Source organism: Halosolutus gelatinilyticus, assembly GCF_023028105.1.
In the GTDB taxonomy this organism is placed as follows: Archaea; Halobacteriota; Halobacteria; order Halobacteriales; family Natrialbaceae; genus Halosolutus; species Halosolutus gelatinilyticus.
This window is the reverse complement of the sequence record NZ_CP095491.1, coordinates 1,516,069-1,531,163: the sequence shown is the minus strand read 5'-3', so window position 1 is coordinate 1,531,163 and position 15,095 is coordinate 1,516,069. Positions and strand designations below refer to the sequence as shown.

Sequence of the window (15,095 nt, the reverse complement as noted above, 5' to 3'; positions counted from 1 at the left end):
CGCGGCGCCGACGTGTTCGTCGAGGCCGCTCGTTCCCGCCGGGTGGGAGTCGATCCGATCGCACCTATCGCTACGATTTCGAGTCCTAGTGTTCGCTTACTCGTTGATTTTCCGCACATTCAGGCTCAGGTCCTTTCCGTCGCAGACCCCGAAATGGATCCATGCTCGAACTCGCAATCCTGTTCCTCGTGATCGCGCTCGTCGCCGGCGCGTTCGGCGCGACCGGCGTTGCAGGCGTGTCGATGGCGATCGCCAAGTGGCTCGTGCTGCTCTTCCTGGTCCTGGCCGTGCTGTCGATGCTGCTGTAGGGCGATCGAGCCGCCGAGTCGACGCGGAGCCGTCGGGCAGCGCGGGACCCTCGCGTCTCGTCGCGGCAATCTACCCCCGAAGTCGCACGTTTTTCCCCGCGGAGCACGTCCCGTCCCTATGGAACCCCGCGAATCGGTCGATTCCGCCGACGATCGACGAAACGCCTCCCAACCGGAGACGGGCCTCGATCCGACGGCTCGTGCGGGACCGTTCGCGGTATCGGTCTCGGACCTCCGGCTGACGTACTCGGACGGCACCGAGGCCGTCCGGAGGGTCGACCTCGCGGTTCCCGAAGGCGAGTTCTTCGGCTTTCTCGGCCCGAACGGCGCGGGCAAGACGACGACGATCAAGGTGTTGGCGACGCTGCTGTCGCCGACCGGCGGCGAGGTGCAGGTCAACGGTTTCGACGCCCGAAGCGAGTCGCGGAAGGTCCGGGAGTCGATCGGCTACATGGCCCAGGAGACGAGCATCGATCCCGAACTCACCGCCGAGGAGAACATCAAGTTCGCCTGCGAGGCCTACGGCGTGCCCCGCGGCGAGCGCGCCGATCGCATCGACCAGTTGCTCGATCTGGTCGGCCTCGCGGACGTTGCGGACAAGCGGGCCGACGAGTTCTCCGGCGGGATGAAAAAGCGCCTCGACGCCGCGACCGCGCTGGTCCACGAGCCGCCGCTGGTGTTTCTCGACGAACCGACGACCGGGCTCGACCCGAAGGCGCGCAACCGGCTCTGGGAGTACTTCCGGGCGATCAACGATCGCGGCACGACCATCTTCCTGACGACCCAGTACCTCGAAGAAGCGGATCAGCTCTGCGACCGCCTCGCGGTCATCAACGACGGCTCGATCGTCGCCGAGGGTTCGCCCGCCGACCTCAAGCGCCGCGTCGGCGGCGAGATCCTCGACGTGGAACTGCAGGACGGAGGAGACGATCGCGCGCGAGCCGCGACGATCGCCCGCGAGTTCGACGCGTTCGACGACGCGACGATCGACGTCACCGACGAGGGGATCAGCGTAACCGCCGAGACCGCCCGCCAGCACGGGACGGACCTGCTGGTCGCGCTCCGCGACGCCGGGCTGACGGTGACCGGCTTCAACGTCCGCGCGCCGACGCTGGACGACGTCTTCCTCGCGATCACCGGCGAGACGGTCGATACCGACGGCACCGGCGACAACGGCGATGCGGATGCGACCGACGCGACCAACGATACCGGCACCGCGGGATCGCCGGCGTCGACGGGGGTGGACCGATGAGCGGCGAGTCGGTCGCCGCCGCCGGCGAACGGGCCGCGAGCGTCGACCGATCGGCGAACACGTTCCTCGGGGACGTCTGGGTCAACTTCAAGCGATGGAACCTCAAGGCGGTCCGCAACCCGTTCGTGCTGGTCGTCTCGCTGGTGCAGCCGATCATCTTCCTCGTCCTCTTCACGGAGGTGTTCGGCAACGTCGCCGGCGACGCCGTCAACCGTGGCATTCCGGGCATCAGCTACGAGACGTTTCTCGTACCGGCGATCGCCATCCAGGTCGCGCTCGCGGCGGCCGTCACCTCCGGCATCGGCCTCGTCAACGACATCGAGAACGGCATGTTCGAGAAGGTGCTCGTCTCGCCGATGAACCGGACCGCGGTGTTCGTCGGCAAGACCGCCGCGGAGGTGTTCCGGATCGCGATTCAGGTCGCGATCATCCTCGGTCTGGGCGTCCTCCTCGGCGCGGACATCGCGACGGGGATCGTCGGCGCCGTCGGAATCGTCGCCGTCGGCGTCCTCTTCTCGCTGTGGTTCATCGCCCTCTCGAACGCGCTGGCGATCCTCACCCGCGACCAGGAGTCGACGATCATCGGCGCGAACCTGCTGCAGTTCCCGCTGCTGTTCCTCTCCAGCGCGTTCCTGCCGCTTTCGACGCTTCCCGGTTGGATTCAGACGTTCGCCACGTTCAACCCAGTCACGTACGGCGTCGACGCCGCGCGGGCGCTGATGCTCGATCGGGACGTGATGACGGTCGTCGAGGTGACGCGGTTCGACGGCGCGATGAACGCGGTCGTCCCTGGCGTTGCGGTTCTGGCGGGTCTGGCGATCGTCCTCGGCGCGATCTCGGTCACGCTGCTGGCCCGAGCGACGAGTTCCGACGTGCAGTAGGCTCTCCGCGTTTTCGATCGAAGAATGCCGCCGATCGCTCGACCCCCTAGTCGGCGTCCTCCGCGAGGAGGTCCTCGGTCGCGTACTCCTCGCGGAGCGTCTTCTTGTCGAACTTGCCGGTGGCGGTCTTGGGCACCTCGTCGATGTAGACGACGGTGTCCGGGGTCCACCAGTCGGGATAGTCCTCGCTGAGGAAGTCGTTTAGCTCCGCGAGGAACGCGTCTTCGTCGTCGGGGACGTCCTCGGCCGGCACGACGAACGCGGCGGGGCGCTCCTGCCACTTCTCGTGGGGGACGCCGACGACGGTCGCCTCGGCGACGGCGTCGTGGGCCATGATGGCGTTCTCGAGTTCGACCGTGGAGATCCACTCGCCGCCGCTTTTGATCACGTCCTTCGCGCGATCGACGATCTGAATGTAGCCGTCCTCGTCGACGGTGACGATGTCGCCCGTTTTGAGCCACGACCCTTCGAAGTCGGCCTCGTCGGCGTCGGGCCGCTTGAAGTAGGAGTCCGTGACCCACGGTCCGCGGACGTAGAGTTCGCCGAAGTCCTCGCCGTTCCACGGCACCTCCTCGCCGTCGTCGTCGACGACCTTGAACTCGAGGCCCGGGACGATCAGCCCCTGTTTGGCCTGCTTCTCGTCTTTCTCTTCATCCGGTAGACCCTCCAACTCCGGCTTGAGGTGGGCGACCGTGCCGATCGGGGACATCTCGGTCATTCCCCACGCGTGGACGACCTCGACGCCGAGCTCGTCGTACTGGCGGATGAGGCTTTCGGGCGCCGCGGAGCCGCCGATGACGACCCGATCGAGGCTGGAGAGGTCGGCGTCGGTCTCCCGGACGTACTCGAGGACGCCCATCCAGACGGTCGGGACGCCGGCGCTGAGCGTCACGCCCTCCGCCTCGATGAGCGAGACCAGGTCGGCGGGATCGGGCGACGGACCGGGGTAGACGTGTTTCGCGCCTGCGGCCGTCGTCGTGAACGGGAGCCCCCAGGCGTTGACGTGGAACATCGGCACGACCGGCATGACGACGTCGTCCGACTCGATGCCCAGGCCCTGCGGCGTCAGGGTGGCCATCGTGTGCGACCAGAGCATCTGCTGGGTGTACTCGACGCCCTTCGGCTTGCCCGTCGTCCCCGAGGTGTAACACATCCCCGCGGGCGTCTCCTCGTCGAGTTCGGGCCAGTCGTACGCGGCGTCGTGGGCGCCGATAAACGACTCGTAGTCGGTGATCGGTTCGAGGCTCGCCTCGGGGACCTCCGACCCCATGACGACGTACTGCTCGACGCTCGCGAACGCTTCCTCGTCGTAGGCCGCCTCGAACGGCTCGAGCAGCGACGGATCGACGAAGAGCACCCTGTCCTGCGCGTTCTCGACGATGTACCGGATATGCTCGGGCGGAAGCAGCGGGTTGATCGTGTGTAGCTGGCCGCCGATGTTCGGCGCCGCGAAGTACACCTCCGCGTGCCGGTGGTGGTTCCAGCAGAACGTCCCGACTCGATCGCCCGCGCCGACCCCCGCCTCGTCGAGGGCGTTCGCGAGTTGGCGCGTCCGATCGGCGTACTCGTCGTAGGTGTTGCGGACGATCCCCTCGTGCGTCCGCGAGACGACTTCCTGGTCCGGGTGCAACCGTTCGGCGCGCCACAGAAACGGCCGCAGCGTCTGATCGTATCCTCCCATAGTTCGTGCTAACAATTGCCACCCAACTATAATAATAGTCGGTGTCGGATACGACGACACGGCTGCGTCCGCGTCCGTTCGAGATCGAAACCGCGATTTCGCGGCCGGGACCCCACTTCCGGCGATCGGTGGACGACTCCGCGGTCGAGACGGCGGATCAGCACGTTGGCGCCGGTGAGAGGCCCTCGGCGGCCCGAACCCGGCACCGATAGACAGCTACTCTCGCTCGATTTGAACTACCTGGCCGTCCGACTGGTCGTATGGTCGCGTACCGATCGAAAGTCGTCGAACGGATCGAACTCCCGTCGCGAGAGCGACGCGAACGCACCCTCTCGGAAGCCGGGTACAACGTCTTCAACATCCCCGCCGAGGAGGTGTACGTCGACCTGCTGACCGACAGCGGGACGGGCGCGATGAGCGACGCCCAGTGGGCCGCACTGATCCGCGGCGACGAGGCGTACGCCGGCTCGCGGAGCTTCGAAGAGCTTCGGTCAGCGGTCGCGGACGTTATGGGGTTCGAGTACGTGCTCCCGACCCACCAGGGACGGGGCGCGGAGAACGTCCTCTACGGGACCGTGCTTTCGGAGGGCGACGTCGCCCTGAACAACACCCACTTCGACACCACGCGCGCCCACGTCGCGAACCAGGGCGCGGAGCCGGTCGACTGTCCGACCGACGCGGCCCACGATCGCGATTCGGAGGCGCCGTTCAAGGGGAACTTCTCGATCGATCGCGCACGGGAATTCGTCGACGAGGTCGGTCGGGATCGGGTGCCGCTGGTGATCCTGACGATCACGAACAACTCGGCGGCGGGCCAGCCGGTCAGCGTCGAGAACACCCGGCGCGTCAGCGAGTTCGCGGAGGAGATCGACGCGACCTTCGTCGTCGACGCCTGCCGGTTCGCGGAGAACGCCTACTTCGTCCGGGAGCGCGAGTCCGAGTTCGCGGACGCCTCGATCGCGGAGATCGCCCGCGAACAGCTCTCCTACGCCGACGCCGTCGTGATGAGCGGCAAAAAGGACGGGCTGGCCAACGCGGGCGGCTTCGTCGCGACCGACGACCGGGATCTCTTCGAGCGGTGTAAGCCGCGGACGATCCTCTACGAGGGCTTTCCGACGTACGGCGGGATGGCCGGCCGCGACGTCGCGGCGCTCGCCGTGGGGCTGCGCGAGGCCGTCGAGGACGCCTACGTGGCCGATCGGGTCGACGGCATCCGCGAGTTCGGTCAGTTGCTCGCCGACGCGGGCGTCCCGATCGTCACGCCGACCAGCGGCCACGCGGTCTACGTCGACGCCGGTGCCGCGCTGCCCGACGTCCCCGCCGACGACTTCCCGGGCCAAGCATTCGTCTGCGAACTCTACCGCGAGGGCGGCGTCCGCGGGGTCGAACTCGGGAGTTTCGCCTTCCCGGAGACCGACCGACCCGAACTGGTCCGCCTCGCGGTTCCGCGGCGGATGTACCACGGAGACCACTTCGAGCACGTGGCCGAGGCGGCCGCGGCGGTCATCGAGAAGCGATCGGACGTCTCCGGCTTCCGGGTCGCGACGAACCCCGAGATTCCCGAACTCCGGCACTTCACCGCCGAACTCGAGCCGATATCGTCGTAGCTCGCGTCGGCTGCGAGAGCCGAGCCGGCGACCGCCGCGTTGCGATCCGTCGGTCGTATCGATCGGGGCGCGGAACGCCGTCGTTCGACCGGGAAATTCGAGGGGAGGCGGACGAAACGACGATCCTCTCGGCCGACGGCGGCGAATCTACCGATCCGACAGAGTGCGCGAAAAGCGGTGGTCACGGCCCGCGAGCGGACCCGACTCCGGCCGGCGAGGTTCGGCCCGATCGACCGTCGTCAGCACCGGCGGGGTCGACTCACGAGAGCCGACGCTTCGCCCGCGATCGCAGCCCCGATGACTGGCTTCCGGTTCCGCTCGCGACCCAGTCGGGCAGCTGGGACTCCAGTTGCGATCGCTTTTCGGCTTTCATCTGGCTGTACTGTCGTAGGACGAGTCCGATTCCGAGGTAGAGGCCGGCGTCGACCAGCTCCCGTCGGAACCGTTCGTTGTCGTTCCGCACAGCGATCGCCTTCGCGAGCGAGAGGACGCCGATCGCGAGGTAGAGTTTCGAACTCCGCGAGGGATCGCCGCTGAGCATCCGTTGTAGCGCCATGCGACCCACCGTACCACGTTCTGTTTGATAAATGTCGTGCGGGGGTATGCCGGAAACCGGTGCGTACCGGGCGCCCGGTCGAGCGAGACGTTTCCTCGCCGTTCACGCGCCGCCGTCCCGTTGCTTGACGCCTCGGTGGCGCCGATCGTCGATCGGTTCGATCGAGAATCCCAGCCGCTCGTAGAACGGCCGCACGCCGTCGTCGAAGTGGGCCGTGAGCTGCGCCTCTCGTTCGAGCGCCCGCTCCATCAACAGCCGGCCGATACCGCGGCCGCGCTGTCGACGGCGGACGCCGATCGCCGAGACGTGGCTGCCCCGTTCGCGCGGTTCGAGGACGACGGCGCCGAGGATCCGTTCGTCATCTTCGTCTCCGCCGCCGTCCCCGATCGCCGTCTCGTCGTCGGTCGACCCGCCGCGTCGATCGCCGGCGACGAGGACGTTCCCCTCCGCGATCCGGGCCTCGACGTCGCCCGGTTCGAGCATCGCGGCGTCGAGGATGCGCCGCACGTCGAGGACGTCGTCGATCGTCGCGGTGCGGACGTGCATCGTACTCGTCAGGTGAGTCGGTCCGCGTCCGCTAACAGCGCGTCGATTTCCGGTCGGTCCCGGATCGAGCCGTCGCGGGACGACGGGACGACGGCGATCTCGCCGGGATCGCGAACGTCGAACGCGAGCGGATCCGGCTCCGGACGGACGTTCGCGAGGGTCACCTTGCCGACGGTGTCGATCATGGGTGTCCGGTACGATCCCCGCCGGGAAAACGATCGGGCTTTCTGGACCGTCCCGATCGGGCGTTCGAGACCGAAAATCGTCCGAACGGTTAAGGAGTGACTCGTGGTAGCGGATGCCATATGGGGCGGAAGAACGGCTGTACCCGACACGGGGTTCTCGAGTTCGGGGGGCGATCGACGCTCGACCGACGAACGGTGCTGCGGCGCTCGCGCGAGAGAGGGACGACCCGATGAGCCTGATCGTCATCGCCGACATCGCGCATCCGGACCTCGCGCTGACGCCGACGATTCAGGGGTGTCCGGGCGTTTCCATCGAGGTCGTCCCGCATTCGACGACGGACCCCGAGACCGGCCTGTTCTTCTTTCTCGTCGAGAACGCCGACGAGTCGTTCGAAGACGCGCTCGGTCGCGATCCGACGGTCGCGGAGTGGACGCCCGCCGACGACCTCGATTCGACCCGCATCTACCGATTGCAACACACCGACGAGGCGATACTCATCTCGCCCGCGGTCAGCGAACTCGGCGGGTTGCTATTGAAAGCGGAGAGCGTCGATCGCGGCTGGACCGTTCGACTTCACCTCCCCGATCGAGAGGCGCTCGCCACGCTGTGGGAGTACTGCGAGGGGCGGGACATCTCGTTCGACTTGCATCGCGTGTTCCGCCAGGACGAGTGGACGAACGGGCGGGCGACGGATCTGACCGACGAACAGCGGATCGCCCTGGTCAGCGCCTACGAGGAGGGCTACTTCGAGGAACCGCGCGAAACCTCGCTCGAGGAACTCGCCGAGCGACTCGACATCTCGCCGACGGCCGTCGGCGGCCGCATCCGCCGCGGGACGGGCAAGCTCGTCGAGACGACGCTGCTCGAGGAGTAGCGTCGGAACCGACGGAGCCCCACGGCGCTGCCGACGCCGCTCAGAACGCGGCGAGGTGATCGTCGCGGGGCTCGTAGAGCGCGCCGGTCAGTCGCACCTTCTCGATCGCGCCGAGCGCCTCGCCGACGGTGTCGCCTCGCTCGCTCATCGCGGCGACGACGATTCCGATCGGGACGCCGTTTTCGTCCCCGTCCCGCGCGTCGAGCGCATCGACGATCGCCGCGACGTCGTCAGGATCCGCCACCTCGTCGTCGAGGTCGGCGTCGGGATCGGCGCGGGTCACTACCACGTCGTGTCCCGTGTGCCGGTAGTGACGGCGGTAGAACGCGACGACTTCGTTCGGCTCCATGGTCTCGCACTCGACGTCGCAGTCCGGGCAGATCGCGACGAACGGGGGCTGCCGGTAGGTGGTCATGGGTACTGCATGATTTTCGGCGGTTACGCTTCCGAGGCCTCACCCTCGTGCGATCGGTCCTCGGCGGTCTCGTCGGCGTACGCGTCGTAGGCCTCCTGTGCGAGCCGGTGGAGCCGGTGAACCGTGTGTTCGTTGGGCCCGAGTTGCGCCTGCGCGATCGCACCGGTGTTCAGCCCGCGCTGCTGGCGCTCGACCAGTTCGAAGTCCTCCTCTTGGAGCTGCCTGCTCGTTCGGACGAACTGCGTCTCCTCCTCGCTCAGCTCCGACTCCCGGAAGTAGTAGTCGGCCACCAGCTGAAACCGTCCTTCGTCGATCGGATCGACGAGGTAGGTTCCGTACCCGTCGGCGGTGCCGTACATGTTGACCGCGAAGTTCGGCCAGAAGTAGTGAAACTGCGCCTCGTGCTCGTCGTGGATGCGCATCTCGTCGTCGACGTCCTCCTTGTGCTTGTAGTGGAGGGTCCAGTGGTAGTCGTCGACCTCGAGTTCGGACTCGAGGAGTTCCAGATCTTTGACCCAGTCCTGGTGGTTCGCCTGGCAGTGGTCGCACTCGGAGTAGTTGCCGGCGAAGACCTTCCAGTTGCACTCGACCTCCGAGACGATTCGGCGGGCGAGGCGGTACTCCTCGAGCGGGAGCGCCTCGAGTTCGTCCGTCAGCTCCCCGGCCTGTTCCGCCAGCGGCATCGGGTCGTCGTCGAGGTTCACGAAGACGAACGGGCCGATTCGATCGGTGTGGACCGCCATGAGCGAGTTGTCCTCGGCGTCCAGCTCGGGGACGTCCTCGTCGTCGAGGTCGGGGTTCAGCCGCGCCTCCTCGAAGCTCCGGGGCGTGCTCGCGAGATCGCCGTCCAGGTCGTAGGTCCAGAGGTGGTACGGACACTGGATGCGCCGCGCGTTGCCCGGATCGGTCATCGGGGTGTCCTCGACGATCGCGGAGCCGCGATGGGCGCAGACGTTGTAGAACGCCCGGATCTCGCCGTCGTGATCCCGGAGCACGATGAGCTCCCGATCGCCGATCGTCCGGGTGAAGTAGTCGCCGGTCTCCGGGATGCAGTTCGCGTGCCCCGCGTACACCCAGTAGCGACCGAACACCGCCTCCTTCTCCAGTTCGTGGACCTCCGGATCGGTGAAGTACCACGCCGGAAGCGCGTTCGTCTCGTCGGTGATGTCGGGACTGACTCGCTCTACCTCGTCCAGACCGTTGTTCCATCTGGTCATGCTCTGTGTCATGCCATGGCGTACCGTTCAATAATGGTTGATCGCAGGTAGTTCGGACCTATAAGTGGCGGCGGGCGGTTATCCGCGGGAGCGGCCGGGGATCCGACTCGGATTCCCGGCCCACGTTCGCGGCCGGATCGCGACCGCGCTCGGTTACGCGATCGCGTGCCGACTCGCCGTTCGCTACCGATCGGCCGAGATCGCGACGACGGTCGACGACACGGTAGGGACTCGTCGACGAGGAGTTCGACACCTGATCGACGCGTCAAAAAGGTGTGACGTGAGACAGACGAACTCTCATGGACGTCGTCATCGAACCGGGCGGCAGTATGAGCACGGACTCCGAACGGTACGACGCCGTCGTCGTCGGCGTCGGCGGGATGGGAAGCGCGACGACGTACCACCTGGCCGCGCGCGGAATCGACGTCCTGGGCCTCGAACGGTACGACGTTCCGCACACGAAGGGATCCTCGCACGGCATCACGCGGATCATCCGCCGAGCCTACTACGAGCACCCCTCGTACATTCCCCTCATCGAGCGGGCGTACGACCTCTGGAAGGATCTCGCGATCGAAACGGGACGCGAGGTGATCCACCGGACGGGGTCGATCGACGCCGGACCCGAGGGCAACGTCGTCTTCGAGGGCTCGCGCCGCTCCTGCGAGGAGTACGACATCCCCCACGAGGTGCTCGCGAGCGAGGAGGTCACCCAGCGGTTCCCGGGCTATCGACTCCCCGACGGCCACATGGCGGTGTACCAGCCCGACGGCGGGTTCGTCGTCCCCGAGCAGTCGATCGTCGGTCACGCCGAGGCGGCGCAAGCCGCCGGCGCGGAGGTGCGCGCCCGCGAGCGCGTCGTCGACTGGAAGCCGACGCCCGACGAGGGCGTCCGCGTCGAAACCGATCGCGGCAGCTACGAGGCCGACGCGCTCGTGCTCGCCGCGGGCGCGTGGAACTACAAGCTCGCCGATGCGCTCGACGGCCTCGCGGTTCCAGAGCGGCAGGTACTTGGCTGGTTCCAGCCCGATCGTCCGTCGACGTTCGCCCCCGAGAACTTCCCGGTCTGGAATCTGAAGGTCGAGGAGGGACGGTTCTACGGGCTGCCGATCTACGACGTTCCGGGGATGAAACTCGGGAAGTACCACCACCGGGACGAGCGGGTCGACCCGGACGCTTACGAGACGGAACCGACGATCGAGGACGAGCGCGTGCTCCGGGAAGTCACGCGGCGGTACTTCCCCGACGCGAACGGGCCGACGATGCGACTCGCCACCTGCATGTTCACGAACTCGCCGGACGAGCACTTCATCCTCGATACGCTGCCGGATCACCCGCAGGTGGCCGTCGGCGCCGGCTTTTCCGGCCACGGCTTCAAGTTCGCCAGCGTGATCGGCGAGATCCTCGCCGACCTCGCGATCGACGGCGAGACGGACCACCCGATCGAGATGTTCCGACTCGATCGGTTCGACGAGTAGACCCGAGCGGGCGCGAAAGCGGGCTCGCACCGACGCGACCGCGGACGGTTCGATCCGCTCTCAGCCAGCACTTCCAGTCCGCGCTCTCGGGCCGTCAGATCGCGGGCTTCGATCCGTCCGCAGCTCCTTCCGATCGCGGCGTCGTGTTATACGCCACAGATTATGCACCCGGATAGCTATGCCCGATCGGCTGGCAGTACCTGTGTCATATGAGCACAGGGAACGCGATTCCCGATACGGCAGGAACCGTCGTCGTCGGCGCCGGCTGCGTCGGCTGTAGCGCCGCCTACCACCTGACCCGACTCGGCCGGGAGGACGTCGTCGTCGTCGACCAGGGGCCGTTGTTCGAGACCGGCGGATCAACTTCGCACGCCCCGGGACTGGTGTTCCAGACGTCGGGCTGTAAGCTGATGACGCGGATGGCGTCGTACACGCGGGAGCTGTACGAGGACCTCGACGGGTTTCGGACGTGCGGCGGCATCGAGGTCGCGTACACCGCGGATCGCTGGGACCTCCTGAAGCGAAAGCGCGAGTGGGGACGGTCCTACGGCATCGAGGGTGGGGCCCTGCTCTCGCCCGCCGAAGTCGCCGACCGCGTCCCGCAGGTGGACGAGTCGGTCGTCCGAGGCGGCTACTACGTCCCGACCGACGGCAAGGCCCACGCGGTCGACGCCTCGGCGGCGATGGCCGAGCGCGCCCGGGCGGTGGGCGCCGAGTTCTACGGCGAGACGACCGTGACGGACCTCGAGACGAACGACGGCGAGATCGAGGCCGTCGTCACCGATCGCGGCCGGATCGCGGCCGACGAGGTGCTCGTCGCGACCAACATCTGGGGGCCGCTGTTCGGCGAGATGGTCGGCGTCGATATCCCGCTGGTTCCGTGCGCCCACCAGTACCTCGTCTCCGACGAACTGCCGGAACTCGCCGGCGCGAGCCGGGAGATCGAACAGCCGATCCTGCGCCACCAGGACCGGTCGCTGTACTTCCGTCAGCACGGCGAGCGGTACGGGATCGGCTCGTACAACCACGAGCCGCTGCTCGTCGATCCCGCGGATATCTACGGCCCGGAGAAACTCGACGACCTGGGCCTCGAGTACCCCTCGCTGCGGGAGTTCACGGCCGAGCACTTCTACGAGAACACCCACCCCGATCACGAGCAGACGGCCTCCGACGCGGCCTGCGAACTCATCCCGTCGCTGCGGGACGCCGAGTTCGAGTCGGCGATCAACGGCATGTTCTGTTTCACCCCGGACGGAATGCCGATCCTGGGGCCGACGGAGGACATCGACGGCCTCTGGTGGGCGCTGGCGATCTGGGTCACCCAGTCCGGCGGCGCGGGGAACATCGTCGCCCACTGGATGGAAGACGGCGTCCCGCGGCTCGACGGCGATCGCGTCGACGCGACGCCGGCCCACCTGTCGCGGTTTCAGCCCCACGCCGGATCGCGCGAGTACACCTGGGGTCGCGGCGCACAGCAGTATCAGGAGGTCTACCAGCTGATCCACCCGCGCGAGCAGCCGCGGGACCAGCGGGCGCTCAGGCGGAGCCCGTTCTACGATCGCCAGGCGGAACTCGGCGCGGAGTTCTACGACGCGGGCGGTTGGGAGGTCCCCCAGTGGTACGAAACGAATGAGTCGCTGCTGGAGGAGTACGACGTACCCGATCGGCCGGCGTGGCTCGATCGGAACTGGTCGAAGGCCCAGGGCGTCGAACACCACGCGGTCCGCGATCGCGTGGCGATGGTCGACATGACCACCTACACCGGGATCGAGGTGACGGGCGACGGCGCAGTCGGGTTCCTCCAGGGGCTCCTGACCAACGACGTCAATGTCTCGCCGGGACGGATGCGCTATGCGGCGATGTGCAACGAGGACGGCGGCGTCCTCGCGGACGTGACGATCGCCCGGTTCGCGGACGATCGGTTCGTGCTCTACACGGGTGGCGGCAACTCCGCGACGCTGCACTCGCGGTGGATCCGCGAGCACGCGCCGAGCGACGGCTCCGTCTCGGTGACGACGCACGACTCGAGTCTCTGCGGCGTGGGCGTCTTCGGCCCCGAGGCACGGAACGTGTTGGCGCCGCTGGTCGAAGCCGACCTCTCGAACGACGCGTTCCCGTTCTACACGGCCCGAGAGACGTACCTCGAGAGCCTGCCGGTGACCGCACTCCGCCTCTCGTACGCGGGCGAACTCGGGTGGGAGATCTACACCCCGACGGAGTACGGCGCGCGCCTCTGGGAGACGATCGAGGACGCCGGCGAGGCGTACGGGATCGTCCCGATGGGGTGGGCGGCCCTCGCCTCGACGAGCCTGGAGAAGGGGTTCCGGCTGTGGGGGACCGATCTCACGCCGGAGTACGACCCCTACGAGGCGGGCATCGGCTTCGCCGTCGACCTCGAGACGGAGTTCCTCGGCAAGGAGGCGCTGGTTGAGGCCCGCGACGAGGGGATCGATCGGAAGATCACCCCGATCACGCTCGACGAACCCGGCGCCCTCGTCGACGCCGGCCACCCGGTGTTCGATCCCGACGGCGACGAGGCGCTCGGGTACGTGGCCCGCGCGGAGTACGGCTACACGATCGACGCGGGGATCGCGTACGCCTACCTGCCGGCCGACGAGGCCGAGGCCGGCCGCGAGGTCGAACTGGGCTACGAGAACGATCGGTACCCCGCGACGGTCCGGGACGAGCCGCTGTTCGATCCCGATCGGGAGAAGATGCTCCGCTGATCCGCGATGAACCGGAAGCGCAGTACCATCGAGTTCGATGACGTCGAGGTCGCGCGGGAGCGACTCGACGATGAGTCGGTCGTCAAGCACACGCCGGTCGAGCGGAGCACGTCGCTCGACGACCTGACCGACGGCGAGGTCCACCTCAAGATGGAGCACCTGCAGTGGACCGGCTCGTTCAAACCGCGCGGCGCCTACAACAAGATCGCCCAGTGCGCCGACGAGACGGATCGGGTGGTCGCGGCCAGCGCGGGCAACCACGCCCAGGGCGTCGCGCTCGCGGCGACGAAACTCGGTGTCGACTCCACCATCGTGATGCCGAAGGGAGCGCCGCAGGCGAAGGTCGACGCGACCCGGGGCTACGGCGCCGACGTCGAACTCGTCGGGAGCGACTTTCGGGAGGCGATGCGCCACGCCCGCAGCCTCGTCGACGACGAGACGACGTTCGTCCACGCCTACGACGACCCCGCCATCGTCGCCGGGCAGGGTACCCTCGGGATCGAGATGTACGAGGACCTGCCCGACGTCGACACGATCGTCGTCCCGATCGGCGGCGGCGGCCTCATCTCCGGGATCGCGACCGCGTTCGCCGAACTGTCGCCGGAGACGCGCGTCGTCGGCGTCCAGGCGGCCGGGGCGGCGACCGTTCCCGATAGCCTTCAGAAGGGCGATCCGGTCGCCCTCGAGTCGGTGAAGACGATCGCCGACGGCATCGCGACGGGCGGCATCTCGGAGCTGACGCTCTCGCACATCCAGGCGCACGTCGACGAGGTGGTGACGGTCACCGACGGCGAGATCGCCCGGGCGATCCTCCTCCTGCTCGAGCGGGCGAAGCAGGTCGTCGAGGGCGCCGGTGCGGCCTCGGTCGCCGCGATCATCAGCGAGGAACTGGACGTGGCGGGCGAGACGGTGATGCCGCTGCTCTGCGGCGGCAACCTCGACATGACGATGCTCCAGACGGTGCTCGTCCACGCGCTGACCGATCGGGAACAGCTGTTGCGGTTGCGCGTTCGCATCGACGACCGGCCCGGAAAGATGGAGGAGATCTCGGGGGTCATCGCCGAGCACAACGCCAACATCCAGACCATCCGCCACGATCGATCGGCCCCGGAACTCGACGTCGGGGAGGCGCACCTCGTCTTCCAGATCGAGACCAGCGGCGCGAGCCAGGCTCGCGCGATCATTCGGTCGATCCGCGGCCACGGGTACGAGGTCAGACACGTCAACGCGTGACCGCTCCGAACCGGACGCATCGACGATAACCGGCCCAGCCCGTCTCCGCGAGACGTCCACTTAAAAGGGTCGCCGATGATTAAGATGAACACTGATGGGGGACTTTGCCAACTATTGGCATGAGTTCCCGTACCACGA

At 67.5% G+C, this 15,095-nt stretch carries 14 protein-coding genes; 8 read left to right on the top strand and 6 right to left on the bottom strand.

All coding sequences use genetic code 11. The features are described from left to right. Positions 1-161: 161 nt before the first annotated feature. The 3 genes from MUH00_RS07630 (at position 162) to MUH00_RS07620 (ending at position 2,441) form a co-directional block, all read left to right on the top strand. Positions 162-308, top strand: a complete 147-nt coding sequence (locus tag MUH00_RS07630) for a DUF1328 domain-containing protein (RefSeq protein WP_247003502.1) — start codon at positions 162-164, stop codon at positions 306-308. 118 nt (positions 309-426) lie between these two features. Beyond that, positions 427-1,560 (top strand): ABC transporter ATP-binding protein, encoded by a 1,134-nt coding sequence (locus tag MUH00_RS07625; protein WP_247003501.1) that lies wholly within the window; start codon positions 427-429, stop codon positions 1,558-1,560. After that, a complete protein-coding gene (locus tag MUH00_RS07620; protein ID WP_247003500.1) occupies positions 1,557-2,441 on the top strand; it encodes an ABC transporter permease in 885 nt (294 codons plus the stop codon). Before MUH00_RS07625 ends, MUH00_RS07620 begins: the two co-directional genes overlap by 4 nt. Positions 2,442-2,487: 46 nt before the next feature. On the opposite strand, the gene MUH00_RS07615 is transcribed toward MUH00_RS07620, so the two are convergent. Continuing rightward, a complete protein-coding gene (locus tag MUH00_RS07615) occupies positions 2,488-4,122 on the bottom strand; it encodes a long-chain fatty acid--CoA ligase (RefSeq protein WP_247003499.1) in 1,635 nt (544 codons plus the stop codon). Positions 4,123-4,382: 260 nt separating this feature from the next. Between MUH00_RS07615 and MUH00_RS07610 the strand changes: the two genes are divergently transcribed. Further along, the gene (locus MUH00_RS07610) at positions 4,383-5,729 is read left to right on the top strand and encodes a tryptophanase (protein ID WP_247003498.1); all 1,347 of its coding nucleotides are present in this window, start codon (positions 4,383-4,385) and stop codon (positions 5,727-5,729) included. 259 nt (positions 5,730-5,988) lie between these two features. On the opposite strand, the gene MUH00_RS07605 is transcribed toward MUH00_RS07610, so the two are convergent. The 3 genes from MUH00_RS07605 to MUH00_RS07595 form a co-directional block, all read right to left on the bottom strand. Further along, positions 5,989-6,285, bottom strand: a complete 297-nt coding sequence (locus tag MUH00_RS07605; RefSeq protein WP_247003497.1) for a hypothetical protein — start codon at positions 6,283-6,285, stop codon at positions 5,989-5,991. 102 nt (positions 6,286-6,387) lie between these two features. Then, entirely contained in the window at positions 6,388-6,831 is a 444-nt protein-coding gene (locus MUH00_RS07600; RefSeq protein WP_247003496.1) for a GNAT family N-acetyltransferase, read from the bottom strand. A gap of 8 nt (positions 6,832-6,839) precedes the next feature. Continuing rightward, positions 6,840-7,016, bottom strand: a complete 177-nt coding sequence (locus MUH00_RS07595; RefSeq protein WP_247003495.1) for a hypothetical protein — start codon at positions 7,014-7,016, stop codon at positions 6,840-6,842. Between the two features lie 230 nt (positions 7,017-7,246). Here MUH00_RS07595 and MUH00_RS07590 point away from each other — a divergent pair, with 230 nt between their 5' ends. Next, positions 7,247-7,891 (top strand): helix-turn-helix domain-containing protein, encoded by a 645-nt coding sequence (locus tag MUH00_RS07590; protein ID WP_247003494.1) that lies wholly within the window; start codon positions 7,247-7,249, stop codon positions 7,889-7,891. A 40-nt stretch (positions 7,892-7,931) separates the two neighbouring features. Here the strand turns inward: MUH00_RS07590 and MUH00_RS07585 are convergent, their stop codons facing one another. Both MUH00_RS07585 and MUH00_RS07580 read right to left on the bottom strand, forming a co-directional pair. Next, positions 7,932-8,306: a hypothetical protein gene (locus tag MUH00_RS07585; RefSeq protein WP_247003493.1), complete on the bottom strand. Its 375-nt coding sequence runs from the start codon at positions 8,304-8,306 to the stop codon at positions 7,932-7,934. Between the two features lie 23 nt (positions 8,307-8,329). Further along, on the bottom strand, positions 8,330-9,523 hold the full coding sequence (locus MUH00_RS07580) for an aromatic ring-hydroxylating oxygenase subunit alpha (protein WP_247003492.1): 1,194 nt from the start codon (positions 9,521-9,523) through the stop codon (positions 8,330-8,332). Between the two features lie 329 nt (positions 9,524-9,852). Between MUH00_RS07580 and solA the strand changes: the two genes are divergently transcribed. The 3 genes from solA to ilvA all read left to right on the top strand — a co-directional run bounded on the left by solA (position 9,853) and on the right by ilvA (position 14,957). Next, positions 9,853-10,998, top strand: a complete 1,146-nt coding sequence (gene solA / locus MUH00_RS07575) for an N-methyl-L-tryptophan oxidase (protein WP_247003491.1) — start codon at positions 9,853-9,855, stop codon at positions 10,996-10,998. Positions 10,999-11,207: 209 nt separating this feature from the next. Then, entirely contained in the window at positions 11,208-13,724 is a 2,517-nt protein-coding gene (locus tag MUH00_RS07570) for a GcvT family protein (protein WP_247003490.1), read from the top strand. 6 nt (positions 13,725-13,730) lie between these two features. After that, positions 13,731-14,957, top strand: coding sequence for a threonine ammonia-lyase (gene ilvA / locus MUH00_RS07565; protein WP_247003489.1), 1,227 nt, complete (start codon positions 13,731-13,733; stop codon positions 14,955-14,957). Positions 14,958-15,095: the final 138 nt, after the last annotated feature.

What these genes read in the sequence shown, in the direction of transcription:
- MUH00_RS07600 (WP_247003496.1), bottom strand. Translation starts at nt 6,831, where the DNA reads ATGCACGTCCGCACCGCGACGATCGACGACGTCCTCGACGTGCGGCGC.
- MUH00_RS07625 (WP_247003501.1), top strand. Translation starts at nt 427, where the DNA reads ATGGAACCCCGCGAATCGGTCGATTCCGCCGACGATCGACGAAACGCC.
- MUH00_RS07615 (WP_247003499.1), bottom strand. Translation starts at nt 4,122, where the DNA reads ATGGGAGGATACGATCAGACGCTGCGGCCGTTTCTGTGGCGCGCCGAA.
- MUH00_RS07610 (WP_247003498.1), top strand. Translation starts at nt 4,383, where the DNA reads ATGGTCGCGTACCGATCGAAAGTCGTCGAACGGATCGAACTCCCGTCG.
- solA (WP_247003491.1), top strand. Translation starts at nt 9,853, where the DNA reads ATGAGCACGGACTCCGAACGGTACGACGCCGTCGTCGTCGGCGTCGGC.
- MUH00_RS07595 (WP_247003495.1), bottom strand. Translation starts at nt 7,016, where the DNA reads ATGATCGACACCGTCGGCAAGGTGACCCTCGCGAACGTCCGTCCGGAG.
- MUH00_RS07590 (WP_247003494.1), top strand. Translation starts at nt 7,247, where the DNA reads ATGAGCCTGATCGTCATCGCCGACATCGCGCATCCGGACCTCGCGCTG.
- MUH00_RS07605 (WP_247003497.1), bottom strand. Translation starts at nt 6,285, where the DNA reads ATGGCGCTACAACGGATGCTCAGCGGCGATCCCTCGCGGAGTTCGAAA.
- ilvA (WP_247003489.1), top strand. Translation starts at nt 13,731, where the DNA reads ATGAACCGGAAGCGCAGTACCATCGAGTTCGATGACGTCGAGGTCGCG.
- MUH00_RS07585 (WP_247003493.1), bottom strand. Translation starts at nt 8,306, where the DNA reads ATGACCACCTACCGGCAGCCCCCGTTCGTCGCGATCTGCCCGGACTGC.
- MUH00_RS07630 (WP_247003502.1), top strand. Translation starts at nt 162, where the DNA reads ATGCTCGAACTCGCAATCCTGTTCCTCGTGATCGCGCTCGTCGCCGGC.
- MUH00_RS07580 (WP_247003492.1), bottom strand. Translation starts at nt 9,523, where the DNA reads ATGACCAGATGGAACAACGGTCTGGACGAGGTAGAGCGAGTCAGTCCC.
- MUH00_RS07620 (WP_247003500.1), top strand. Translation starts at nt 1,557, where the DNA reads ATGAGCGGCGAGTCGGTCGCCGCCGCCGGCGAACGGGCCGCGAGCGTC.
- MUH00_RS07570 (WP_247003490.1), top strand. Translation starts at nt 11,208, where the DNA reads ATGAGCACAGGGAACGCGATTCCCGATACGGCAGGAACCGTCGTCGTC.